This is a genomic window from Cellulosimicrobium cellulans, assembly GCF_007679345.1.
In the GTDB taxonomy this organism is placed as follows: Bacteria; Actinomycetota; Actinomycetes; order Actinomycetales; family Cellulomonadaceae; genus Cellulomonas; species Cellulomonas cellulans_A.
This window is the reverse complement of record NZ_VEGH01000012.1, coordinates 103,615-127,123: the sequence shown is the minus strand read 5'-3', so window position 1 is coordinate 127,123 and position 23,509 is coordinate 103,615. Positions and strand designations below refer to the sequence as shown.

Annotated in this window: 20 protein-coding genes; 12 read left to right on the top strand and 8 right to left on the bottom strand. The window is 74.8% G+C overall.

Features of this window, described 5'->3' with window-relative positions:
* Positions 1-52: 52 nt before the first annotated feature.
* The 4 genes from FS882_RS15845 to FS882_RS15830 form a co-directional block, all read right to left on the bottom strand.
* Positions 53-1,990 (bottom strand): ABC transporter ATP-binding protein/permease, encoded by a 1,938-nt coding sequence (locus FS882_RS15845; protein ID WP_187365333.1) that lies wholly within the window; start codon positions 1,988-1,990, stop codon positions 53-55.
* Positions 1,987-3,210, bottom strand: a complete 1,224-nt coding sequence (locus FS882_RS15840; RefSeq protein ID WP_158374386.1) for a peptidoglycan-binding domain-containing protein — start codon at positions 3,208-3,210, stop codon at positions 1,987-1,989. The genes FS882_RS15845 and FS882_RS15840 overlap by 4 nt, the downstream gene beginning before the upstream one ends.
* Positions 3,211-3,230: 20 nt before the next feature.
* Positions 3,231-4,118 (bottom strand): hypothetical protein, encoded by an 888-nt coding sequence (locus FS882_RS15835; protein WP_158374384.1) that lies wholly within the window; start codon positions 4,116-4,118, stop codon positions 3,231-3,233.
* An 80-nt stretch (positions 4,119-4,198) separates the two neighbouring features.
* On the bottom strand, positions 4,199-4,615 hold the full coding sequence (locus FS882_RS15830; protein WP_187365332.1) for a peptidase inhibitor family I36 protein: 417 nt from the start codon (positions 4,613-4,615) through the stop codon (positions 4,199-4,201).
* A gap of 436 nt (positions 4,616-5,051) precedes the next feature.
* Between FS882_RS15830 and FS882_RS15825 the strand changes: the two genes are divergently transcribed.
* The 4 genes from FS882_RS15825 (at position 5,052) to FS882_RS15810 (ending at position 7,224) form a co-directional block, all read left to right on the top strand.
* Positions 5,052-5,402, top strand: coding sequence for an ArsR/SmtB family transcription factor (locus tag FS882_RS15825; RefSeq protein WP_158374380.1), 351 nt, complete (start codon positions 5,052-5,054; stop codon positions 5,400-5,402).
* Entirely contained in the window at positions 5,399-5,887 is a 489-nt protein-coding gene (locus FS882_RS15820; RefSeq protein ID WP_158374378.1) for an SRPBCC domain-containing protein, read from the top strand. The genes FS882_RS15825 and FS882_RS15820 overlap by 4 nt, the downstream gene beginning before the upstream one ends.
* 136 nt (positions 5,888-6,023) lie before the next feature.
* On the top strand, positions 6,024-6,767 hold the full coding sequence (locus tag FS882_RS15815; RefSeq protein WP_158374376.1) for a YoaK family protein: 744 nt from the start codon (positions 6,024-6,026) through the stop codon (positions 6,765-6,767).
* 76 nt (positions 6,768-6,843) lie between these two features.
* Positions 6,844-7,224: a VOC family protein gene (locus FS882_RS15810; protein WP_158374374.1), complete on the top strand. Its 381-nt coding sequence runs from the start codon at positions 6,844-6,846 to the stop codon at positions 7,222-7,224.
* Positions 7,225-7,444: 220 nt separating this feature from the next.
* On the opposite strand, the gene FS882_RS15805 is transcribed toward FS882_RS15810, so the two are convergent.
* Entirely contained in the window at positions 7,445-8,188 is a 744-nt protein-coding gene (locus tag FS882_RS15805; RefSeq protein WP_158374372.1) for a PadR family transcriptional regulator, read from the bottom strand.
* Positions 8,189-8,465: 277 nt separating this feature from the next.
* Here FS882_RS15805 and FS882_RS15800 point away from each other — a divergent pair, with 277 nt between their 5' ends.
* Positions 8,466-9,920 (top strand): lipase maturation factor family protein, encoded by a 1,455-nt coding sequence (locus tag FS882_RS15800; protein WP_158374370.1) that lies wholly within the window; start codon positions 8,466-8,468, stop codon positions 9,918-9,920.
* Between the two features lie 46 nt (positions 9,921-9,966).
* Here FS882_RS15800 and FS882_RS15795 read toward each other — a convergent pair whose 3' ends face one another.
* Positions 9,967-11,190 (bottom strand): ROK family transcriptional regulator, encoded by a 1,224-nt coding sequence (locus FS882_RS15795; RefSeq protein ID WP_187365331.1) that lies wholly within the window; start codon positions 11,188-11,190, stop codon positions 9,967-9,969.
* A 59-nt stretch (positions 11,191-11,249) separates the two neighbouring features.
* On the opposite strand from FS882_RS15795, the gene FS882_RS15790 reads away from it, so the two are divergent.
* Positions 11,250-12,143: a LacI family DNA-binding transcriptional regulator gene (locus FS882_RS15790; protein ID WP_158374366.1), complete on the top strand. Its 894-nt coding sequence runs from the start codon at positions 11,250-11,252 to the stop codon at positions 12,141-12,143.
* Positions 12,144-12,194: 51 nt separating this feature from the next.
* Here FS882_RS15790 and FS882_RS15785 read toward each other — a convergent pair whose 3' ends face one another.
* The gene (locus FS882_RS15785) at positions 12,195-14,369 is read right to left on the bottom strand and encodes an alpha-galactosidase (RefSeq protein ID WP_222848240.1); all 2,175 of its coding nucleotides are present in this window, start codon (positions 14,367-14,369) and stop codon (positions 12,195-12,197) included.
* A gap of 38 nt (positions 14,370-14,407) precedes the next feature.
* The gene (locus FS882_RS15780) at positions 14,408-15,712 is read right to left on the bottom strand and encodes an ROK family transcriptional regulator (protein ID WP_187365330.1); all 1,305 of its coding nucleotides are present in this window, start codon (positions 15,710-15,712) and stop codon (positions 14,408-14,410) included.
* A gap of 120 nt (positions 15,713-15,832) precedes the next feature.
* Between FS882_RS15780 and FS882_RS15775 the strand changes: the two genes are divergently transcribed.
* The 6 genes from FS882_RS15775 to FS882_RS15750 all read left to right on the top strand — a co-directional run bounded on the left by FS882_RS15775 (position 15,833) and on the right by FS882_RS15750 (position 23,507).
* Positions 15,833-17,548, top strand: a complete 1,716-nt coding sequence (locus FS882_RS15775) for an ABC transporter substrate-binding protein (protein ID WP_158374362.1) — start codon at positions 15,833-15,835, stop codon at positions 17,546-17,548.
* Positions 17,549-17,637: 89 nt separating this feature from the next.
* Entirely contained in the window at positions 17,638-18,627 is a 990-nt protein-coding gene (locus tag FS882_RS15770) for an ABC transporter permease (RefSeq protein ID WP_147794172.1), read from the top strand.
* Between the two features lie 12 nt (positions 18,628-18,639).
* Positions 18,640-19,650, top strand: a complete 1,011-nt coding sequence (locus tag FS882_RS15765; RefSeq protein ID WP_262348348.1) for an ABC transporter permease — start codon at positions 18,640-18,642, stop codon at positions 19,648-19,650.
* Positions 19,650-20,537: an ABC transporter ATP-binding protein gene (locus tag FS882_RS15760; protein WP_158374360.1), complete on the top strand. Its 888-nt coding sequence runs from the start codon at positions 19,650-19,652 to the stop codon at positions 20,535-20,537. Before FS882_RS15765 ends, FS882_RS15760 begins: the two co-directional genes overlap by 1 nt.
* Positions 20,537-21,472, top strand: a complete 936-nt coding sequence (locus tag FS882_RS15755; RefSeq protein WP_158374358.1) for an ABC transporter ATP-binding protein — start codon at positions 20,537-20,539, stop codon at positions 21,470-21,472. The genes FS882_RS15760 and FS882_RS15755 overlap by 1 nt, the downstream gene beginning before the upstream one ends.
* A complete protein-coding gene (locus FS882_RS15750) occupies positions 21,465-23,507 on the top strand; it encodes a beta-galactosidase (protein WP_158374355.1) in 2,043 nt (680 codons plus the stop codon). Before FS882_RS15755 ends, FS882_RS15750 begins: the two co-directional genes overlap by 8 nt.
* Positions 23,508-23,509: the final 2 nt, after the last annotated feature.

Genomic DNA, 23,509 nt, shown 5'->3' with positions numbered 1-23,509 from the left:
GCCCCCGGCCGGGCCGGGTCGTTTACGGGTCCGCGCGAGCGGGCGCGCCCCCTCAGCTGCGCAGCGCGTCGCTCGGCTGGATCCGTCGAGCACGGACGGACGCCGCGACACCGCCGACGACGCCGACGGCGATCCCTCCCGCGACGGCGAGCGGGACGTGGCCGAGATCGAGGACGGGCGTCCACCGTCGCACGATCGTGATCACCAGGAGCGCGACGACGCCCGTCGCCGCCCCGACGACGCCCCCCATCGCCCCGACGAGCGCGGCCTCGCTCATGACGAGACCGCTGATCTGGTGGGCCTGGGCCCCGATGGCACGCCGCATGCCGAACTCCCGGGAGCGCTCGAGCACGGACATCGTCATCGCACTGGTCAGGGAGACCACCGATGCGAGGACCGCGACACCCGTCAGCACGAGGAGGATCGTGCGGACGTCGCCCTCCACCTGCCCCCGGAGGGTCGCGGGGTCCGGCGGGATGCTGACCGTGAACGACTCCGGTGCCTGTGGCCGGAGGATGAGCGGAGCCTGGCTCGCGACCTGCCCCGCCGCGCCGGCGGCGGTGAGGAGGTAGACCTCGTCGGCGTTCGGCGTGCGCAGGGTCGCCGCGACGTCCACCGTCGTGATGACCGCCTGCGCGACGTTGGTGACGCGGATACCGCTCTCGACGATCCCGCGGACGACGAACGGGCGTCCGTCCAGCAGCACCTGCGGCCGCGCGCTCAGCGGGCCGAGGCCGAGGTCGATCCTGAGGATGCGCCCGAGCAGGACCTCGTCGTCGCCGAGCGCGGCGGGCACATCACCCGCCCACCGCACGTCCAGCTCGGCGGCCGGCACGATGTCCTCCGTCGCGCCCATCAGGAAGGCGTCGGCCGGCGGTGAGCGACCACCGGGAAGCGCGACCGAGACCGACTCGTTGCGGGTGAGCAGCGCACCGAAGTCGACTCCCGGCAACGCCCCGAGCGTCGCGACGGACTCCGGCGACACCCCGCCCGTGGTGCCGTCGATCACCACAGGAGCGTCGGGCTCCGGGTCCGGGACGGAGCGTTCGAGGGCGACGGCACGGTTGAGCTGGGCGTCGAACCGCTCGGACACCTGAGCCTGCGCGGACTCGGACAACCCGATCGTGGTGAGCGCCAGCGCGACACCGACGGCGACCGAGGCCGCGAGCGTCGCCGTGCGTCCCCACCGGGACCGGACCGAGGCGGCCGCGTCGCGGACGATCGCGAGCGGGGAGAGCCGTGGACGGCGCGAAGGTGCGTCGGCGGCGGTCGGCGCGGCGACGCGGTCCGCGCCCTCGCGCGCCGCCCGAGCGATCCCGGGAGGACCGGCGACGATCCGGCCGTCCCGCACCAGCAGACGGCGCGGCGCTCCGGCCGCGATCTCGGCCGAGTGCGTGACGAGGACGACCGTGGTGCCGGCCTCGTTCAGCTCCTGCAGCAGGGCGAGGATGGTCCCGCTGGTCTCCGTGTCCAGGTTCCCGGTCGGCTCGTCGGCCACGATGACGCCCGAGCCGACGGAGAGCGCCCGTGCGATCGCGACCCGTTGGCGCTGCCCCCCGGACAGCTCGTTCGCGCGGCGGTGCGCCGTGTCCGCGAGGCCGACGCGGTCCAGCGCGTCGAGGGCGCGGCGCCGGCGTTCGTCCGCGGGCAGGCCCGCGTAGAACATGCCGAGCTCGACGTTGTCCACCACGGTGCGGCGGTCCATCAGGTGGAAGCCCTGGAAGACGAACCCGAAGGCCTCGCCCCGCACGCGGGCCCGCTCGCGCTCGTCCAGCTCGGCGGTGTCGCGGCCGTCGATCAGGAACTGCCCGCCCGTGGGGGTGTCGAGCAGCGCGAGCACGTTCAGCAACGTCGACTTCCCGCTGCCCGACGGGCCCTCGATCACGACGAACTCGCCCGGGCCGATGTCCAGGTCGACGCCGCGCAGCGCGTGCACGGGCTGCACGCCCGGGTAGGTCTTCGTGACGCCGGCCAGGCTGAAGGTGGTCACTCCACCTTCACCTCGTCCCCCTCGGACAGCCCGCCGGTCGCGGTCGGCTCGATGGCGCTGGTGCCACCCAGCCGGCCGAGCTCGCGCACCGCGATCTCCTCGAAGGACCCGTCCGCGGCGCGGCGCAGGACCACCCACGAGCCGTCCGCGCGGGGGACGACCGCGCGCGAGGGGACCCGGAGCGCCTGGTCGGCGACGGCCGTCACCGTGATCACGGTCAGCACGTTCGCGTCCAGCCACGCCTCGTCGATCGCCTCCGTGACGAGCGGGACCGCGACCTCGGCCGAGGCGTCCTCCCCGCCGACCGTGACGGCGGGGACGGGGCCCAGGGTTCCGTCCATCGTGGTTCCGTCCGCACCGGTGAGGACGACCGGCATCCCCTCGGCGAGCACGGGCAGGACCGTCACGGCGATCTTCGCTCGTGCGACGACCTGCCCCTGACCGAAGGTCAGGGCGGAGTTCTCGGGGGTCAGCACGGTGCCCACCGCTGGGACGTCTCCCGTGACGACCGGCAGCGACCCCAGCACGATGAGCTCGCTCCGGGGAACCACCACCACCTGTCGGGTGGCGGCCGGCGCCGCTGCGCCCTCGTCGGCGGGCGGCTCCCCCGGTCCGCCCTCCGGGTCCTCCTCGGACGAGGGACCAGCCGGCACCGCGGCCGCCACGCTCTGCGCTCCGGTCGCCGTCGTGCCATCGGACGGCGCGGCCTCCTCACGCAGGACGACCTCGTGACCGATCGCGCGGTACAGCTGCCGCACGGCCCAGGCGGTCTGGGGGCCGAACTGCCCGACACCACCGGTCCGGTAGCCGCAGCTGATCAGGAACCGCTGCAGCTGCTCCACGTCGGGACCCGTGTCCCCCTCGGCCATGTCCCGGTAGTACGGGAACGCACCGGTCGTGGCGATGACCGGGCGGCCGTTGACCTCGAGGACTGCCGCCCCCGGTCGCAGGTCCGAGCCGGGGGGCACGCGGTTCGCGGTCACGACGCTCTGCTCGGCGCCGGCCAGCGCCACCTCGACGCTGCTCGCCGACTCGCGCACGATCTCCGAGCGGGCGGTGACCTGCTCCGTGAGCTCGCCGACTGTCACCGTGGCCAGGATGTCCGACGGCTTCGGAGGCTCCGCGCGGGCCGCGACCTGCGCCGGGGACTGGAGCCTCTCCGCGGCGAACCAGCCGCCGACGAGTCCGCCGACGAGCGTGCCCGCGACCACGAGGGACATGACGGTGCGTCGAGCGCCCGTCAACTCTGCCCAGCCTCACGCAGGATCCTGTCGGCCTTCTCCTCGTAGGCCGCCTTCTCGTCGAGCAGATTGGTCAGGGCCCCCTCGTTCTCGCGCACGACGGAGACCTGGCGATCCCATTCGGCGTCGTAGAGCGCCTGGGCGTATCCCGAGCTCTCCTGGCACTCGGCGTCGAAGGTCGCGATCCGGATCTCCTCGGCCCTCTGCTCGGCCGTCTGCTCGGGGGCCGCACCGTCGAAGGTCGCGTCGTACGGGACTCCGGTGTAGGCCTCCACCATCGCCGGCGTGGGTGTCCCGCCCCCGTCGGCGTTCGGACCGGCGGGGAGGTCGGAGAACCCCAGCGGCCGCATGCACTGCACCCAGCGCTCGGCCGCCTCGAGGACCTCCGGGGCGTTCTTGGCTCCACTCCAGGTGGACACCGTCAGGCCGGAGACGAAGTTGTTGATCCGCTGGGCGGGGAACTGCTCACGGGCATCTCTCAGGCACTCCTCGTACTGGTCCTGCTCTTCCGCCGACCAGTGCGTCGACTCCGCCGCAGCCGCCCGCAGCACGTCGGCGTTCGGGTCAGGCGCCCCGCTGTAGCCCCACTGCTTCGCCACCTCGACGTTGAACAGGCGCCGCCCGCTCACGGACGCGGTCTCGGACCGCTTGGTCACGTCGACGGGCGGACGCCGGTACACGAATCCGCGCTCTCGCATGCACGGCTCGATGAAGACGTCGACCGCGGAGTCGAGCTGCTCCGCCACCACGTAGGCGTCGAGCGGCATCACCCACATCACGCGGTTCTTCTCGACGAGGATGCTCGGTCCTTGCGCCGCGTCGGGGCTGCTCGCGGAGCACCCCACCAGGCCGACCGCGACGAGCACGGTGACGGCGGAATGGACCACTGGTCTAGGCACGCTCATTCAGGCACTCCCTACCAGGCGCCGCGGGGTGCGTGAACGGCACCCCGCGGCGCGGAGACGAATTACCGGCAGGCCGCGCCGAAAGACACGAACTTGGCCGAGCTGAGCTTGTCGTTGAAACCCCCGGGGGCATTCCCCGACGAGTCGCTGAGGTTGCCGTCCCCCGTGCCCTTGGCGAGCGTGAAGGAAGGGCCCGCGTACAGAGTGTCCAGGTAGAACGACGCGGAGGACACCGTCCCGCGGTTCGAGACCGACGACGCGCTGTCGTTCGCGTTGATCGTCGTGCCCGCGTAGTTCGACAGGCGGAAGTCGTGGTGGCACGAGTGGAACTTCACGTGCGCGGTGCCGGACGTACCCGTCACGTAGTTCGCGTCCCGCCAGATGCAGGCGTACGTGGACGGGCAGTCACCCGCGGCGGCCGAGGCGGCGCCTGCGAGGCCGACCGATCCCACCAGCGCGATGAACGCCGCGGCAGCCACCCGCAACACCTTCTCCAGAAGTGGACGTGCGTGAGTCATGAATCTCTTCCTTCGTCGTCGTCCGTCGATCCCCGGACTGGATGCCCCCACGATCCGGACGCTAGCAGGGAGCATTTGCCGCGCGCAGGCATTTGCGAGAAGAGGGCCGCGGCATCCCGGAACTCGGGGCGCGAGGGGACACCTGACACCAGGTCATTTTCTGCGCGATTGCAACGCGCGTCCTGTTTTGCGGCATCTGTGACCAAATCGTCCCCCTGGAGCGCCGCGCGCGTGGCAATCTGCCCGGCTTGAGCCCGTTTCGACCCACGGGGCGCTGCCTCCACCGAGTCCGAGATGTCATGGTTTGCCACGACTTGAACCACCTGCTCGCGACCGGGGCGAGCGCGCACCGAGCCGCGCTTGTGATCTGCGCCACATCCGAGTAACGTACAACCACATGGTTGTACGTCAGCTCGACCCCGACGAGGTGGACCGGGTGTTCGCCGCGCTGGCCGACGCCACCCGCCGTGACATCGTCACGCGGGTGCTGCGCCGGGAGGCGTCGGTGACCGCCCTCGCGCGCTCCTACGACATGAGCTTCGCCGCCGTGCAGAAGCACGTGGCGGTGCTGGAGCGCGCGCACCTCGTGACCAAGCAGCGGCACGGCCGCGAGCAGGTCGTCCACGCCGACGTCGCGACCATCCGGGCGGCCGCACGGCTGCTCGACCGGTACGAGGAGATCTGGCGCGGCCGCATCGACCGCATGGCGGAGATCCTCGACGACACGCGAGAAGGGGACGCCTCATGACCGTCGTCGACACCATCAAGGACACCGACGCGCTGACGCTCACCGTGGTGACCGAGCTCGACGCCCCGCCCGAGCGGGTGTGGCGGCTGTGGTCCGAGGGCGACCAGCTCTCCCGCTGGTGGGGCCCTCCGGGGTGGCCGGCGACGTTCCCCGCGCACGACCTCACCCCCGGCGCCGAGTCGCGGTACTGGATGACCGGGCCGGACGGGACGCGGGCGCACGGCTGGTGGCGCGTGCTCGCCGTCGACCCCCCGCGCTCGATCGAGATCCAGGACGGGTTCTCCGACGCCGACGGCAACCCGGACGACGCCATGCCCGCCGCCATGATGCGCACCGAGCTCACGCCCGTCGACGGCGGGACGCGCATGACCATCACCACGCAGTTCCCGGACGCCGAGGCGATGGCCCAGGTGATCGCGATGGGGATGGAGGAGGGCATGCGCGAGGCCGTGGGGCAGATCCCGGCGCTGCTCGCGGAGGGCTGAGCCGCGGGGGCGGTGCGGGCCGACCAGGGCCGATGGTCCCGTCAAGTCATGGGACGACCAGGCGCATACTGGGGAACGTGAGCGGCGTGACCCGGCAGCGACCGACCCGCACCACCCCCGAGGGGCGGCGCGAGCCGTGAGGGTCCGCACCCGCCCCGAGCACCCCGCGACCGGGGCCGCGCTCGCCGTCGTCGGCGGCTTCCTCGACGCCTACACGTTCGTGGCGCACGGCGGCGTGTTCGCCAACGCCCAGACCGGCAACGTCGTGTTCGTGGCGATCCACGCCGCCGAGGGCCGGTGGGCCCAGGCCGCGGGCTACCTGCCGATCCTCGGCGCGTTCGTGCTGGGCCTGGTCGCGGCGGAGTGGCTGGCGGCGCACCGCCGGCTGCCCGGGCTCGACGACCCGACGCGCGTGGTGCTGCTCGCCGAGATCGCCGTGCTGGTCGCGGTCGCGGGCCTGCCGCGCTCCGTGCCGACGCTCGTGACGACCATGGCGGTGGCGTTCGTCGCCGCGCTGCAGGTCACGACATTCCGACTCGTCCGGGACACCACCTACAGCACGACGATGACCACCGGGAACCTGCGCACCCTCGTGACCGCGGCCTACGAGTGGCTCAGCGGTTACGACCGCACCCAGCGCGTGGTCGCGCAGCGACTGGCCCTGATCGTGCTGGCGTTCGCCGGCGGCGCCGGGATCGGCGCGGTGGCGAGCGCCCCGGGCGCGCTGGGCACGCGCGCGACGCTGCTCGCCGCGGCGGTGCTGGCCGTGGTGCTGGCCGCGATCGAGACGCACACCCGGCGGACGGCGGGCGGCGGCGCGGCGGGTGCTCCGGGCGTCGCGCGCCCGGTGCCCGTGGGCGTCGGCACCGACGGCGACTGACCGGGACAGACCCGCGGTACTGGTGGTCGGGGTGGTGGGAGCGCTACCGTCCGTCGGGACATCGAGGAGGATGCCCGTGCACCGCAGCCGGATCTCGACCCTGCTCATCGACGCCCCGCACGCCGAGGCCGCCGCAGCGGCCCGGTTCTGGTCCGCCGCCACCGGCGTGGCCTCGTGGTCGGTGCCGGACGAGGAGCAGTTCACCCACCTCGAGGACCCCGTCCCCGGGCTGGTCGCCGCCGTGCAGTCGATCGGCGGCCCGGCGCGGTACCACCTCGACATGGAGACCGACGACGTCGCCGCCGAGACCGCGCGGCTGCTCGACCTCGGCGCGGTCGAGGTCGGCGGCTGGCTGGACTGCCGCACGCTGCGCGTACCGGGCGGGCACCTGCTGTGCGTGATCCCGGTGCACAGCGACCCGGCGGACTTCGCCGAGCAGGCGCACGTCTGGCCCTGACCCGCCCGCGCTCGTGCGTCGGGGTCGCCTCCCACCGGCGGCGAGTGGATCCGTTCGAGCCGACACGCCCCGGCGTGTCGGCTCGAACGGATCCACTCCGGCTGCCGGGCGAGCCCGAGAGGTGCTGGTGGAGCCCGACGACCCGGCCAGGACCGGTGGGCCGGGTGGGCCGGGTGGGCCGGGCGGCCGGGCACGAGCGCGGTGGGCGCCGTGCCCGCCGTCAGGCGGTCGGGCCCTCCGGGGCCCGGGCGTCCGGGGCCAAGGCGCCCGGGGCCGGCGCCGGGTCATCGCCCGCCAGCACGCGGTACACCGACCGGCGCGCCTCGGCGAGGATCTCGCCCGCGCGCACCCGCTGCGCCTCGGTCCCGCCGCGCCCCACGGCCCGGACGGCCTCGAGCAGCGGCCCGACCTCGGCGCGCAGGTCCACGCCCTGCTCGGCGTCGCCGGCCGCGAACGGGTCCGGCCAGGACGCACCGTCCCGCTCGACGAGGGCGCGTCCCTCCTCGGTCAGCGTGGCGAGCTTGCGGCCCGCGGAGGCGGTGAGCGTCACGACGCCCTCGTCCTCCAGGAGGTTCAGGGTCGGGTAGACGGCGCCGGGGCTCGGGCGCCACCGGCCGTCGCTGCGCTCCGCGATCGCCTCCATCAGCTGGTACCCGTGCATCGGCTGCTCGGCCAGCAGCAGCAGGATCGCGTTGCGGACGTCGCCGCGCGGTCGCCGGCCGCGCCGGCCGCCGGGACCGAACCCGCCGGGGCCGAAACCGCCCGGGCCGAACCCGCCGGGACCCCCGGGGCCGAAGCCCCCACCGGGACCGAACCCCGCGCCCGGGCCGAAGCCGCGCGGCCCGTGGCCGCCGAACCCCCGCCCGCGCCCGCGGTGCCCCTCGTGCGACCCGTGCGGGCCGCGACCGGACCGCTCGTCGCGGCCCTCGCTCTCGAACTCGTCTGATGTGTCGTTGTATCGCATGACGCTAACGATATATCGCTACTGCTCTTGCGTGAACCCCCCGCCTCACGACGATCTCCTCCCCTCCGCGCGGCGTGCTCCGCCGACTCTCCGAACTCGGACTGCCGCGAGAGGACGGAACACAGTCCGGAAGTGCAGAGTCGGCGGGCGGCGCCCGCAGCTCTCGGCTCTGCCGGGAGCCCGGACGACAGCTGAGAGTTGCCATCTCGGCGAGGGGGGCGAGGCTGGGAGGCCGGGGGGCGAGGGCGGGGCGAGGCGGCGCGGACGGGGGTGGGCGATGGAGTGGTTCGGCGCGGAGGGGTACACGATCGCCCGGGCGGTCGCGCAGCGCGGGGTGGCCGCCGTCTACGTGCTCGCGTTCGTGAACGTGCTGCGCCAGTTCCGCCCGCTGCTCGGCGAGCACGGCCTGCTCCCCGTCCCGGCGTTCACCGAGCGGGTGCCGTTCCGGGCCGCACCGAGCCTGTTCGCCTGGCGGTACTCCGACCGGCTGCTCGTCGGCCTCGGCTGGGTCGGGCTCCTGGTCGCCGCGGTGCTGGTCGCCGGGCTGCCGCAGCAGGGGCCGCCGTGGCTGCCGCTGCTCGCCTTCGCCGTGCTGTGGGTGCTGTACCTGTCGGTGGTGAACGTCGGGCAGACGTTCTACGGGTTCGGGTGGGAGTCGCTGCTGCTGGAGGCCGGGTTCCTCGTGGCGTTCCTGGGCTCGGACGACGTCGCCCCGCCGTGGACCGTCCTCGCGCTGCTGTGGTGGCTGGTGTTCCGGCTCGAGCTCGGCGCCGGGCTCATCAAGTGGCGCGGCGACCCCGCCTGGCGCGACCTGACGGCGCTGTACTACCACCACGAGACCCAGCCGATGCCAGGCCCCGCGAGCCGGCTGTTCCACCTGCTCCCCCGCCCGCTGCACCGCGTCGAGGTCGCCGCGAACCACGTCGCGCAGCTGGTGGTGCCGTTCGGGCTGCTGGTCCCGGGCCCGGTGGCGAGCACGGCGGCGGCGATCATGATCGTGACGCAGCTCTGGCTGGTGCTGTCCGGCAACTTCGCCTGGCTGAACTGGCTGACCATCGTGCTGGCGGCCTCGGCGGTCGACGACCGGTCCTGGGCCGCGGTCCTCGGGCTGGTCGGCGTCGACGTCCGCACCGGCGCGCCGCCGGCCGATCCACCGCCGTGGTTCGTCGCGGTCGTGCTCGCCGTCACCGCGCTGTGCGTCGTGCTGTCGTTCTGGCCGGCGCGCAACCTGGTGTCCCGGAACCAGCGGATGAACGCGTCGTTCAACCCGTTCCACCTGGTCAACGCCTACGGCGCGTTCGGCACGATCACGCGTCGGCGCACCGAGGTGGTGGTGGAGGGCACCCGGGACGAGGACCCCGGCGACGCGACGTGGCTCGAGTACGGGTTCCGCGGCAAGCCCGGCGACGTCCGGCGGCTGCCGCGGCAGTACGCGCCGTACCACCTGCGGCTCGACTGGCTGATGTGGTTCCTCGCGCTCGGGTCGGCGGCGCAGCTGCGCTGGTTCGTGCCGTTCCTCGGGAAGCTGCTGGAGGCCGACCGGCCGACGCTGCGGCTGCTGGCGCACGACCCGTTCCACGGCGAGCGCCCCCGGTGGGTGCGGGCCCGGATGTACGGGTACCGGTTCGCCACGCTGGCGGAGCACCGGGCCACCGGCGACCGGTGGGTGCGCGCGGACCAGGGGCTGCTGGTCGACGCCGTCAGCCTGGAGCTGCTGACCCGGCGGCGCTGACCCGGCACCGCCCACCGCCTCCCGACCCGGCACGGCGCCCGGCGCGTCACCCCCGCCGCGGCGCCAGGTCCTCCTGCAGCACCAGCGCCGCGGCCCCCACCGCCGCCGCGTCCGCGACGTGCGCCGCGAGCGCCACCCGCACCCCGTGCCGGTCGGCCGCGTGCAGCTCGGCCCGCAGCCGCCGCTCGACGACCTGCGCGTAGAGCGACCCCGCCGTGCTGAACGCGGGCCCGGCCAGCACCACCGAGTCGACGTCCAGCAGGTTCGCGGCGGTCACGGCGGCGTCCGCCAGGTACTCCGCGGAGTCTTCGACGAGCTCGAGCGCGAGCGGGTCGCCCTGGACGGCGGCGGTGGCCAGCGCCCCGAAGTCGGTGATCGGGTCGCCGTCCGCGCTGAGCCGCGCCGTGGTCGTGCGACCCGCGGCCACCGCCTCGCGGGCCCGCCGGGCGACCGCGTGCGGCGCGGCGAGCTCCTCGAGCGTCGGCCCGGGCTCGTGCCCGGCGCGGTGCAGGTGCATCCGGCCCAGCGGCCCCGGGTTCCCGCTGGCGCCGCGGTGCACGGTGCCGCCGACGACGACGCCCGCGCCGATCCCGGCACCCATGTAGAGCGTGCAGTGCGCGACCGACCCGGCGGTGCGGCCGGCCCAGTACTCGCCGACGGCCGCGGCGGTGGCGTCGTTGTCCAGCACCACCGGCAGGCCGACGGCCCCCGCGAGACCGGCCCGCACCGGGAAGCCCTGCCACCGGTGCAGCGAGCGGGAGACCGTGATGGCGCCCGCGTCGAGGTCCAGGGTGCCCGGGACCGCGAGGCCCACGCCGGCGACCCGGTCCCGCCCGATGCCGGCTGCCCGGAGCAGCACGTCGATCTCCCCCGCGATGCCGATGACGACCGCGTCGGGGTCCTCCTCGCGCGCGCCGCGCACCCGGGTCCGGGCCACGACGGCGCCGCGCGCGTCGATGAGCACGACGACCAGCCAGTCCGCGCCGAGCTGCACGCCCACCGCGCACCGGGCCAGAGGGTCGAGCGTGAGCATCACGCGCGGCTTGCCGCCGGTCCACTCGCGCGCGCCGCTCTCGCGGAGCAGCCCCTGGTCGAGCAGCGCTCGCACCGCGTGCGAGATCGCCGCCTGGGTCAGCCCGGTCAGCTCCGCGAGCTCGACCCGGCTGATCGGCCCGCGGGTGCGGACCAGGTCGAGCACCCGGGAGCGCGTGGTCGACGGCGCGCGGCCGCCCCGCCGCCCGGCGCCCTGCCCGACCTCGACGCCGTCCATGCCGCTCAGCATGGCACGGCGGCACACCCCCGCCGCGCGCGGCGTGCGATGCTGCGCGCATGACGACGCCGACGCCGCCCGACCGGCGGCCGGGCAGCGGCGTCCGCGTGGGGCTGGCGCTGCTGCCGGCCGACGACGACGGCGCGCTGGAGCCCTTCTACACGGACCTGCTGGCGGGCATGGAGGAGGAGCTCGACGCGCACGGCGCGAGCGTGTTCGTGCACGTCGTGCCGGACCTGGACGCGGAGCTGGTGGCCTACCGCCGCTGGGCCCGGGACGGGCTCGTCGACGCCGTGGTGATCTCCGACCTGGTGGCCGACGACCCCCGCGAGCAGGTCTGCCGGGACCTCGGGCTGCCGTCCGTGCTGCTCGGCGGCGAGCCCGGCGACGGCCGGTGGGTCGTCGACTACGACAACGACGACGCGATGCGCACCGCGGTCGCGTTCCTGGCGGACCTCGGCCACCGCCGGGTGGGGTGGGTGTCCGGCCCGGAGCGCTACCGGCACACCCGGGTGCGCGCCGCGGCGTTCCACGAGGCCGCGGCCGCCGCCGGGATCGCGGTGGTGCGCCGGGAGGGCGACTACGGCGCGGCGAGCGGCGCCCTGCGCACCGCCGAGCTGCTCGCGCTGCCCGAGCCGCCCACGGCGATCGTGTACGACAACGACCTGATGCCGCTGGCCGGCCTGCGCGAGGCGGCGCGGCTCGGCGTGCGGGTCCCGCAGGACCTGTCGGTGCTGGCCTGGGACGACTCGGCGAACGTGCGCATCTCGCACCCGCCGCTGTCCGTGGTGAGCCGCGACGTGCACGAGCTCGGCGCGCTCACGGCCGAGGTGCTGCTGCGCGCGGTCGCGGGCGGCCTGCCCGCGACGACCCGCACCCCGGGCGTGCGGGTCGTCGCGCGCGGCTCGACGGCGCCGCCGCCCGGCGGTGCGCCGGTCCCGCCGCCCGGCTGAGCGGAGGCGGCGCGACACCGGCCCGCCGCCCCCGCCCGCCGCGTCGCCGCCTCAGACCGCCGTGGCGTGCAGCACCAGCGCCTGCGCCGGCCACAGCGCGGGGATCTGCAGCCCGACCTCGCCGAGCACCCGGCCCGGCAGGGTCACCTCGCCCGCGGCCAGCCACGGGGGCGTGATCCAGCCCCAGCGTGCGGCGCCCACCTCGTCGCGGACCCGCACCCGGTACCGCACGTCGGGGCGCAGCCCGTGCAACCGGACCGGCTCCGGCCGGGCGTCCTCCAGCGCGGCGACGGTCGCGACCGTCCACACCCCCGCCGACCCGTCGGGCGCCACCGCGCCGACCACCCGGAGCGCCGGGTCCCGCACGTCCGCGTGCACGGCGGTCCCGGTGTGGATCAGCGGCCGCAGCTCCCGGTACAGCCCCGCGAACCGGGTGAGCACCTCGACCTCCTCGTCCGAGCAGGACAGCACGTCCCACTCGAAGCCGGCGGAGCCCATCAGGCTCGTCCCCAGCCGGTACGGCAGATCGAGCGTCCGGCCCGAGCTGTGCGAGGTCGGGGGCCCGACGTGCGCCCCGACGAGCTCCGGCGGCAGCAGCAGCCCGGTCCACCGCTGGATGTCCTGCCGCTCGACGGCGTCGTTGGAGTCGGACGCCCACACCCGGTCGGCGACCTCGAGGACGCCGAGGTCGCTGCGCGCGCCGCCCGAGGAGCAGGACTCGATCTCCAGACCCGGGTGCCGCGCCTTCAGCTCCGCCATCAGGCCCAGGACCGCCCGGGTCTGCGCGTCGACGCCGGGCCGGCCGTCGTGCCGGGCGTCGACCAGGTCGCGGTTGTGGTCCCACTTGATGAAGTCGATCCCGAGCTCCGCCACCAGGGCCGAGACCTGACCCAGGACGTGCTCCCGCGCCTCCGGCCGGGCCAGGTCGAGCACGTACTGGGTGCGGTACGACAGCCCCTCGGGGTCCGGGACGCGGTCGGCGGCGTGCAGCAGCCAGTCGGGGTGCGCCCGCGCCAGGTCGGAGTCGAGGCTGACCATCTCGGGCTCGAACCAGAGGCCGAACTGCATGCCGAGCGCGTGCACGCGCTCCGCGAGCGGCCCGAGCCCGTCCGGCCACACGGTCCGGTCGACCACCCAGTCCCCGAGCCCGCGGGTGTCGTCGCGGCGCGCGAGGAACCAGCCGTCGTCCAGCACGAACCGCTCGACCCCGATCTGCGCCGCCCGCTCCGCGAGCCGGAGCACCGTCGCCGGGTCGTGGTCGAAGTAGACCGCCTCCCAGGTGTTGAGCACGAGGGGCCGCTCCGTGCGGGGGTGCTGCGGGCGCGCGCGCAGGAAGGTGTGGAACCGCGCGGACACGCCGTCGAGGCCCGCGCCGGACCACGCGAACCACGCCGTCGGCGCCGCGAACGCCTCCCCCGGCGCGAGCACGACCTCGCCCGCCCGGAGCAGCTCGCCCGCGCCGAGCAGCGTCGGCTGGTCGGGCAGCCGGTCGGTGCGGTACGTGGCGTCCGCGGGCCACGCGAGGTGCACGGACCAGACCTCGCCGTCCCGGTCGCGCGGCGCCGCGGCCGACAGGGCCAGCAGCCACGGGTGGTCGTGGCCCGGGCGGCCGCGCCGGGTCTGCCGCGCCAGGGACCCGCGCGGCAGCGGGCCGGTCGCCGGCACCTTCTCCCGGGTCCACCGGCCGGCGAACGTGGTGACCACGTCCGCGCGGGTGGGCACCGACAGCACCGCCTCCAGGGCCTGCACCTCGACGGGACCGGGCGCGTCCGGCGCCACCTCCAGCCGGTGGTCGACCCCGAGCAGCCCGCCGGGCTCCAGGTGCAGCCGCGAGCGCAGCACCAGCCCGGCGGCGGCGTCGCGGGCGACGACCTCGACCGCGTGGCCGTCCGCGTCCGCGGCGGGCGGCTCGGCCCGCCACCGCGGGGTGAGCGGCACGCCGTCGCGCACGAGCTGCAGCCCCGGGCGACCCGGCCAGCCGTCGGTGTCCTGCGGCAGCAGCGACGGGTGCGCGGCGGCGTCGAGCGTGCCCGGGGGGGTCTGCCGGTCCGCGGCGGCCCGCAGCCCGGCGAGGTCCGCCGGGGCCAGCGGCCCGAGGTCGGCGCCCCAGTGCTGCACCTCGGGCAGACCGTCGCGCGGGTGGGCCAGGACGACGGCGACGCCGTCGCGGCGCAGCAGGGTCCAGGACGCCGGGTCGGGCGCGGGGGTGGGGGTCGGGTCGGTCACGGGCTCTCCTTCGAGTCGGACGGTCGGGTCGGACGGGTCTACACGGGGACGGCGGGGACGGCGGACGCGGCAGGCGCACGAGTCGCGGCGGACGCGGCGGACGCACCGGTCGCGGCGGGAGCACCGACCGCGCCGATCGCGCCCGGCGCCGCTGCCGCCCCCGGCCGCCCGAGCGGCGACCGCAGCACCACCAGCGCCCCACCCACCGCCGCGGACACCCGCACGTCGCGGGACAGCTGCACCCGCACGGGCCGCAGCAGCCGCGCGAGCGCCCCGGCCTCGACCACCGCCTGCACCCCCGCGACGTACAGCGGCCCGGCGACGCCGAAGGCGGGCCCGGCGAGCACCACGGTATCGAGGTCGAACAGGTTCATCAGCGTCACGGCCGCGGTGCCGAGGTGCCGGGCGGACGCCGCCAGCAGCGCCGCGCACGCCGCGTCGCCCGCGACCGCGGCCCGCGCCACCCGCTGGAAGTCGGCGAGCACCGCGTCGGGCCCACCGGTCAGCCCGAGCCGGCTCGCCGTCGCACGGTCCCGCAGCGCGCCGGCGACCACCGCCCCGGGGCCCGCGAGCGCCTCGACGCACCCCCGGTTGCCGCACGCGCACGCGGGTCCCGCGGGGTCGACCGGGACGTGCCCGATCTCGACGGGGTTGGCGGTGCCACCGCGGTACACCTCCGAGCCGGCGATCACGCCCCCGCCCACACCGGTCGCCATGTAGAGCACGCCGAAGGTGTCGACGTCGAGGGCCCCGACCCACTGCTCGCCCACGGCGGCGGCGGTCGCGTCGTTCTCCAGCAGCACCGGCAGCCCGAGCAGCCGGGAGAGCGTCCCGGTGAGCGGGTAGTCCCGCCACTCGGGCGTGGGCTGCCCGGTGAGCACGGCGCCGGCCGCGCGGTCCTGGGGCCCGTGGGTGACCAGCCCGACGCCGAGCACCCGGTCGCGCGGGATGCCGGCCCCCGCGAGCAGCAGGTCGATGTGCCGGGCGAGAACCGGCAGGGTGTCGTCGGGCGCGCCCCGGCCCACGCCGCGGACGCCGGCGGACGCGACCCGCCGCCCCGCGAAGTCGGTGACCACGACGCTGCTCGCGCACCGGTCGAGCTGCACGCCCACGGCGAACCAGGCCCCGGCGTCCAGCTCCAGCAGCCGCCGGGGCGAGCCGACGCCACCGGTGACCCGGCCGACCTCGTGCACGAGGCCCTCGGCCATGAGGTCCCGCACGACGTGCGTGATGGTGGCCGCGGTGAGCCCGGACCGGTCGGCGAGCTCGACCCTGCTGACCGTTCCCCGCGTGCGGATCAGGTCGAGGACGAGCGCCCCGGTCGCGGCACGAGGTGCTCGCATGTCCCGACCATATCTTGACATGCTTAATTTAAGCACGTAACGATATGCCTGCGTTTCCCCGGGCCGCGACGACGCGGCCACGACCAGACCGTCGGCCGCGACGGGTGGAAAGGACCAGCGATGTTCCTCAGGTCAGCACGCACGCACCGGCGCCGCGCCCGCCGCGTCGTCCCCCTCGTCGCCGGCGCCGCGACGCTCGCCCTCCTCGCCGCGTGCAGCGGCGGCGACGGCGGCGGCTCGGGCAGCACCGGCGCCTCCGGCGACGGCACGACGCTCGTCGCCTACACCGGCCAGTCCGGCGACTACCAGGTCAACTTCAACCCGTTCTCGCCCTCGCGCATCGGCGGGCTGGGCGCGATCTACGAGCAGCTGTTCTTCATCAACAAGGCCGCCGAGTCCGACCCGGTGCCGCTGCTCGGCACCGAGTACACCTGGAACGACGACGGCACCGAGCTGCAGGTCACGCTCCGCGACGACGTCACCTGGAGCGACGGCGAGCCGTTCACCGCCGACGACGTGGTGTTCACCTACGACCTGCTCGCGAGCACCCCGGCCATCAACAACGTCGGCTACGCGGGCACCGCGACCGCGACCGACGACACCCACGTGACCTTCGCGTTCGAGGCGCCCGCGTTCGTGCAGGGCCCGGACGTGCTGTCCGGGGTGCCGATCGTCCCCGAGCACCTGTGGGCCGACGTCGACCCGACCGCCGACGTCGTCGAGAACCCGGTCGGCACCGGGGCGTACGTGCTCGGCGACTTCAAGCCGCAGGCCTTCACCTACACCGCGAACCCCGACTACTGGGGCGGCGAGCCGGCCGTGAAGACGATCCGGTTCCTGTCCCTGTCCGGCAACACCGCGGGCGCCGACGGCATCGCGAACGGCACCATCGACTGGCAGACCGGCCCGGTGCCGGACATCCAGAACGTCGCCGAGAACTTCCCCGGGTACGACACGCTGACCGCCGCGCAGAACCAGATGGTGCTCGCGACCTGCTCCAGCGTCGAGCTCGGCTGCTCCGGCCCGCAGACCGACCCGGCCGTCCGGCACGCGCTGTACCTGGCGATGGACCGGACCCAGCTCAACCAGCTCGCGTTCGAGGAGACCGCCTCCGAGATCTCGCCGACGTTCGCGCTGACCTCCACGCAGGAGGCCACCATCTCGGCCGACGTCGAGGAGCCGGTCGCCCCCGAGAAGGCCGACCCCGAGGGCGCCGCCGCGGTGCTCGAGGCCGCCGGCTGGGCCAAGGGCTCCGACGGCATCTACGCCAAGGACGGCGAGCGCCTCACCGTGACGGTCGAGGTCGTCACCGGCTGGACCGACTACATCACCGCGGTGCAGACCATCGCGCAGCAGGCCAAGGCCGCCGGCATCGACGTGCAGACCGCGCAGTCGTCGTGGAACGAGTGGACCGAGCGCCGCACGCAGGGCAACTTCCAGCTCGCGATCGACTCGCTGTGGCAGGGCCCGGCACCCGACCCGTACTACCTGTACACGTACTTCTTCTCGTCGGCGACGGGCGCCCCGGTCGGCGAGGCGGCGGGCAACAACTACTCCCGGTACGCGAACCCGGACGTGGACGCCGCGCTCGAGTCCCTGAAGACCATGCCGCTGGACGACGCCGAGGCCCGGCAGCCGTACTTCGACACCATCCAGGCCGCGGTCGTCGAGGACATGCCGTACATCCCGATCCTCACCGGCGGCACCACGAGCGAGTGGAACGTCGGCGGGTTCACCGGCTGGCCCACCGAGGACGACATGTACGCCTTCCCGGCGGTGTGGTCCGCGTTCGACGCCGCGGAGATCTTCAAGCGCCTGGAGCCGGCGGCCGGCTGAGGCGACCCGGGCCGGGCGGCCCGCGCCACCCGCGCAGCCGCCCGGCCCGGTCCCGCCCCGGTCTCCCCCGCCGTCGGAAGGGTCGCGACGTGAACTACGTCCTGCGCAAGCTCGGCTTCTACGCGGTCGCCCTGTGGGCCGCCGTCACCCTGAACTTCCTCATCCCCCGCCTGCTCCCGGGCAACCCGGTCGACATCCTGCTGGCCAAGCTCCAGCAGCGCGGCGGCACGGTCACCCCGGAGACGCGGGAGGCGTACTCCGCCCTGCTGGGCGGCGACACCACCGACTCCCTGCTGCAGCAGTACGGCACGTACCTGTCGAACCTGCTGCACGGCGACCTCGGCGTCTCGGTCACCTACTTCCCGACGCCGGTGAGCGAGGTCATCGGCACGTCGATGCCGTGGACCGTGGTCCTGGTCGGCATCGCCACGGTGCTCGCGGCGACCATCGGCGTGCTGCTCGGCGCGTTCGTCGGCTGGCGGCCCGGCACCTGGCTGGACTCGGCGGTGCCGCTCACCACGCTGCTCGCCGCGGTGCCGTACTTCTGGCTCGCGCTCGTGCTGGTGTACCTGCTGTCCCGGGTGCTCGGCTGGTTCCCGTCGCAGGGCGGCTACGACGTGGTGCTCGACCCCGGCTGGTCGCCGGAGTTCATCGGCTCGGCGATCGAGTACGGCTTCGTCCCCGCGCTGACCATCGTGGTCGCGTCGATCGGCGGCTGGCTGCTCGGGATGCGCAACATGATGGTCTCCACGCTGTCCGAGGACTACGTGCTCACCGCGCGGGCCAAGGGCCTGCCGCACGGGCAGGTGATGCGGAACTACGCGGCGCGCAACGCCGTGCTGCCGTCGGTCGCCGGGTTCGCCATCTCGCTCGGCTTCGTCGTCTCCGGGTCCGTGGTCACCGAGCAGGTGTTCTCCTACCCCGGCATCGGGTCCCGGCTGCTCGCCGCGGTCACCAACAACGACTACGCGCTCATGCAGGGCGTGTTCCTGTTCATCACCCTGGCCGTGCTCGGCGCGAACCTCGTCGTCGACCTGCTGTACGGCCTCATCGACCCGCGCACCCGCGCGAAGGGCTGAGGGGAGCCGGCGATGACGAACATCGGACCGGACGTGCAGGTGGCCGTCGAGGGGCCCGGCGGGCCCGTCGAGACCACCCCGACCACCACCACGCCCGAGCCCCGCCCCGCGGGGACCCGCGCCCGCCCCGCGTGGCGGATGCTGCTGCCGACCATGACCCCGTGGCTCGCCACCGGCCTGGTGCTGATCGCCGGGGTGGTGCTGCTCGGCGTGGTCGGCCCGTACCTGGTCGGCGACCCCGACGCGATCAGCGACGTCGGCCTGGCCCCGCCGTCGGCGGAGCACTGGCTCGGCACCACCCAGACGGGCCAGGACGTGCTGGCCCAGCTGGCGCACGCGACCCGCGGCTCGCTGCAGATCGGCCTCATGGTCGGCGTGCTCGCCACGCTGCTGTCGGCGTTCTTCGGGATCTACGGCGCCTACCTGGGCGGCGCGGCGGACGAGGGGTTCTCCCTGCTGTCGAACGTGTTCCTGGTGATCCCGGGCCTGCCGCTGGTGATCGTGATCTCGGGCTTCGTGCCGCGGGAGAGCCGCGGGCTGTGGACCATCGCGGTGGTGCTCGCCCTGACGTCGTGGGCGGCCTCGGCCCGGGTGCTGCGCGCCCAGACCCTGTCGGTGCGCTCGCGCGACTACGTGGCCGCGTCCCGGCTGTCGGGCGAGAAGCCGTGGCGGGTCATCGGCGTGGAGATCCTGCCGAACCTGCTCCCGGTGCTCGCGTCGCAGTTCGTGTACGCGGTGATCGCGGCGATCCTCGGCGAGGCGGGCCTGTCGTTCCTCGGCCTCGGCGCCTCGAACGCCTCGACCCTCGGCACGATGCTGTTCTACGCGCAGAACGGCTTCGCTCTCCCGCTCGGCGCCTGGTGGTGGTTCGTCCCGCCCGGCCTCGTGATCGCGCTGTTCGGCATGGGGCTGTCCCTGGTCAACTTCTCGATCGACGAGATCATCAACCCGCGCCTGAAGAACGCCCGCACCGCCCGCCGCCGCGCGAAGGCGGCCGCCCGCGTCGCCAGGAAGGCCGCCTGATGACCACGCTCACCGACCGGGTGCCGCACGCCGCGGCGCCCGCGCGCCGCCCCGTCCTCACCGTCACCGACCTCACTGTCGTCTACGACGTCGAGGAGCCCGTCACCGCCGTGAAGGGCGCGAGCCTGCAGCTCGGCCGCGGCGAGATCCTCGGCCTGGCCGGCGAGTCCGGCTGCGGCAAGACGACCCTGGCGTACGCGATCAACCGGCTGCACCAGCCGCCGGCCCGGATCGCGTCCGGCTCGGTCGTGTTCCACGACCGGGACGGCGGCGACGTCGACCTGCTCGGCCTCGACGACGAGCCGCTGCGCCGGTTCCGCTGGTCGCAGCTGTCGATGGTGTTCCAGGGCGCGATGAACTCGCTCAACCCGGTCCGCACGATCGGGTCGCAGCTCGACGACACCCTGCGGGCGCACTCCTCGATGTCGCGGACCCAGCGCAGGGCGCGGTCCGCCGAGGTGCTGACCCGGGTCGGCGTCGACCCCGGCCGGCTGCGGTCCTACCCGCACGAGCTGTCCGGCGGGATGCGGCAGCGGGTGATGATCGCGATGGCCATGCTGCTCGAGCCGCAGATCATGATCATGGACGAGCCGACCACCGCCCTCGACGTCGTGGTGCAGCGGGAGATCCTGCGCGAGATCGTCCGGCTCCGGGACGAGCTCGACTTCGCCGTCGTGTTCATCACCCACGACCTGCCGCTGCTGCTGGAGATCAGCGACCGGATCGCGGTGATGCTCGCCGGCGAGATCGTCGAGCTGGAGACCGCGACGCGGCTGCACCGCTCCCCCGCCCACCCGTACACCCGCCGGCTGCTCGGGTCGTTCCCGAGCCTGTCCGGCGAGCGCGGCGCGTTCATCCGCGACGGCGTCGACCCCGAGGAGGCCTGATGACCAGCGTGCACGTCACCAACCTGACGAAGGACTACGCCCTGCGCTCCGGCCTGCGCCGCAGCACCCTGCGCGCGGTCGACCGGGTGTCGTTCGACCTGGTGCCCCGGCGCACCGTCGCCCTGGTCGGCGAGTCGGGCTCCGGGAAGTCGACGATCGCCAAGCTGCTCACCCGGATGGAGAAGCCGACCGCCGGGCGGATCGACGTGCAGCTCGACGACCGGACGCCTGTGATGGGCTCGGTGTACCAGCGGCACGTGCAGATGGTGTTCCAGGACCCGTTCGCCTCGCTGAACCCGTTCCACTCCGTCGAGCACCACGTCGCCCGGCCGCTGCGGATCCACCGCCGCACCCACGACGCGGCGTCCACCCACGCCCGGGTGCTGGAGATGCTGGAGCGGGTCAACCTGCACCCCGCCGAGGACATGGCCGCGCGCCGCCCGCACGAGCTGTCCGGCGGGCAGCGGCAGCGCGTCGCGATCGCCCGGGCGCTCGCCCCGGGCGCGCAGGTGCTGATCGCCGACGAGCCGGTGTCGATGCTCGACGTGTCGATCCGGCTCGGCGTGCTCAACCTGCTCGGCCGGCTGCAGCGGGAGGACAACCTCGCGGTCCTGTACATCACGCACGACCTGGCGACCGCGCGGCACTTCTCCGACGAGATCCTGGTGCTCTACCGCGGCCGGGTGGTGGAGCGCGGGCCGGCGGACGCCGTGATCCTCGACCCGCACCACGACTACACGAAGCTGCTCGCGATGGCCGCGCCCGACCCGGACCGGGTCGGCAGCGTCGGGCGCGAGGGCGACACCGCCGTGACGCGCGACGGCATCGACAACTCCGTCTGCTACGACCACGGGCTCGGCGCCTGGGTGCCGATCGACGAGGCGGAGGCGGCCGCGCGCGCCGCGACCGCGGACGGGGTGCGGGCCGGTGCCTGAGTTCGTCAGCGCGGTCGTCCCGCCGCCGCCCGCCGTCGCACCTCCGCCGGTCCACCTGGTCGACGGCCTGGCGTTCGGCGGCGACTACAACCCCGAGCAGTGGCCCCGCGCGGTCTGGGACGAGGACGTCGCCCTGATGCGCGAGGCCGGCGTGAACCTGGTGACCCTCGGGGTGTTCTCCTGGGGCCTGGTCGAGACCGCCGACGGCGTCTTCGACTGGACCTGGTTCGACGAGGTGGTCGCGCTGCTGCACGCCCACGGCATCGCGATCGACCTCGCCACGCCGACCGCCGCGCCGCCGTCCTGGCTGCACACCGCGCACCCCGAGGTGCTGCCGTACGACGCCGACCTGTACCAGCAGCCGCCCGGCGGCCGGCTGGCGTGGTGCCCGAGCAGCGCGGTGTTCCGGCGGTACGCCCTGCGGTACGTCGAGGCGCTGGCGGAGCGGTACGGCCGGCACCCCGCCGTGCGGCTGTGGCACGTGAGCAACGAGCTCGGCGGCGGCAACGCGCGGTGCTACTGCGACGTGTCGGCCGCGGCGTTCCGGGACTGGCTGCGCGCGCGGTACGGGTCCCTGGACGCGGTGAACGCGGCGTGGGGCACGGCGCAGTGGGGGCACCGGTTCGGCGCGTGGGACGAGATCCTGCCGCCGCGCGGGAAGCACGGTGCCCCGAACCCCGGGCTCTACCTCGACTACGAGCGGTACTCCTCGGACGCGCTGCTCGCGCACTACCTCGCCGAGAAGGAGGTGCTCGAGCGGCACTCCGACGCCCCCGTCACGACGAACATGATGGTCGGCCCCGGCGCGCAGGTCGTCGACTACGCGTCCTGGGCCCCGCACACCGCCGTGGTGGCGAACGACCACTACACGCTGGTGGACGACCCGGACCGGGAGCAGGACCTCGCGTTCGCCGGGGACCGGATGCGCGGCATGTCCGCGGGGCGTCGGCCGTGGCTGCTCATGGAGCACTCCACCGGGGCGCCGTCCTGGCAGCAGCGCAACCGCGCCAAGGATCCCGGCGAGATCGCCCGCAACGCCCTGGCCCACGTCGCGCGCGGCTCCGACGGCGCGCTGTTCTTCCAGTGGCGTGCCTCGACCGCCGGGGCCGAGCAGTTCCACTCGGCGATGGTGCCGCACTCGGGGACCCGGTCCCGGATCTGGCGGGAGGTCGTCGCGCTGGGGCGCGACCTGCGGGCCCTCGCGGAGGTGCAGGGCACCGTGGTCGAGCCCGCCCGCGCCGCGATGGTCGTCGACGACCCGGCCGGCTGGGCGCTGCAGCACGGACTGACCCCGCACCGGGCGCTGCGGTACGGGCGCGAGCTGCGCACCTGGCACCGCGCCCTGTGGGAGCGGCAGGTGCTCTGCGACGTCGTGCCGCCCGGGACCGATCTGGCCGGCTACGACCTGGTGCTGGTGCCGACGCTGCAGGTGCTGTCCGACGCGGAGGCGGACCGGCTGCGCGCCGTGCCGGAACGCGGCGGGACGCTGCTGGTCACCTACCTGTCCGGCGTCTGCGAGCCGACCGGCCGAGTCCGGCCCGGGCTGGGCGCCCTGCAGGACGTGCTCGGCGCGTGGACCGACGAGTTCTACCCGCTGCAGGCCGGCGAGCGCGTCCGGCTGGACGACGGCACCGAGGTCGCGGACTGGACCGAGCGGGTCGAGCTCGACGGCGCCGAGGCGGTCGTCCGGTACGCGGCGTCGTCGCTGGCGGGCGGCCCGGCGGTGACCCGCCGCTCCGTCGGCGACGGCGGGGCCGCCTGGTACGTCGGGGCGGCGCTGCCCCGCGCGGCCGTCGACCGGGTCGCCGCCCTGCTCGTCGAGGAGGCCGGGCTCCCGCGCACCGCCGAGGCCGACCCCGGCGTCGAGGCGGTCCGCCGCGTCGGCGCCGGGTCCTCCTACCTGTTCCTGCTCAACCACACCGACGCGGACCGCAAGGCCACCGCGTCCGGGACCGACCTGCTGACCGGCGCGGAGGTCGGGCCCGTCACCACCGTGCCGGCGGGCGGCGTGCGCGTCGTCCGCGAGCGCCGCTGACA

Excerpts from the sequence above, each read along its gene's own strand:
- FS882_RS15840 (WP_158374386.1), bottom strand. The coding sequence starts at position 3,210 with ATGTCCCTCGTGGTCGCGGGCACGCTCGTCGGCGGACTCGTCGGCGGC.
- FS882_RS15825 (WP_158374380.1), top strand. The coding sequence starts at position 5,052 with ATGGTTGTACGTCAGCTCGACCCCGACGAGGTGGACCGGGTGTTCGCC.
- FS882_RS15820 (WP_158374378.1), top strand. The coding sequence starts at position 5,399 with ATGACCGTCGTCGACACCATCAAGGACACCGACGCGCTGACGCTCACC.
- FS882_RS15805 (WP_158374372.1), bottom strand. The coding sequence starts at position 8,188 with ATGCGATACAACGACACATCAGACGAGTTCGAGAGCGAGGGCCGCGAC.
- FS882_RS15800 (WP_158374370.1), top strand. The coding sequence starts at position 8,466 with ATGGAGTGGTTCGGCGCGGAGGGGTACACGATCGCCCGGGCGGTCGCG.
- FS882_RS15795 (WP_187365331.1), bottom strand. The coding sequence starts at position 11,190 with ATGGACGGCGTCGAGGTCGGGCAGGGCGCCGGGCGGCGGGGCGGCCGC.
- FS882_RS15790 (WP_158374366.1), top strand. The coding sequence starts at position 11,250 with ATGACGACGCCGACGCCGCCCGACCGGCGGCCGGGCAGCGGCGTCCGC.
- FS882_RS15780 (WP_187365330.1), bottom strand. The coding sequence starts at position 15,712 with ATGCGAGCACCTCGTGCCGCGACCGGGGCGCTCGTCCTCGACCTGATC.
- FS882_RS15775 (WP_158374362.1), top strand. The coding sequence starts at position 15,833 with ATGTTCCTCAGGTCAGCACGCACGCACCGGCGCCGCGCCCGCCGCGTC.
- FS882_RS15765 (WP_262348348.1), top strand. The coding sequence starts at position 18,640 with ATGACGAACATCGGACCGGACGTGCAGGTGGCCGTCGAGGGGCCCGGC.
- FS882_RS15760 (WP_158374360.1), top strand. The coding sequence starts at position 19,650 with ATGACCACGCTCACCGACCGGGTGCCGCACGCCGCGGCGCCCGCGCGC.
- FS882_RS15755 (WP_158374358.1), top strand. The coding sequence starts at position 20,537 with ATGACCAGCGTGCACGTCACCAACCTGACGAAGGACTACGCCCTGCGC.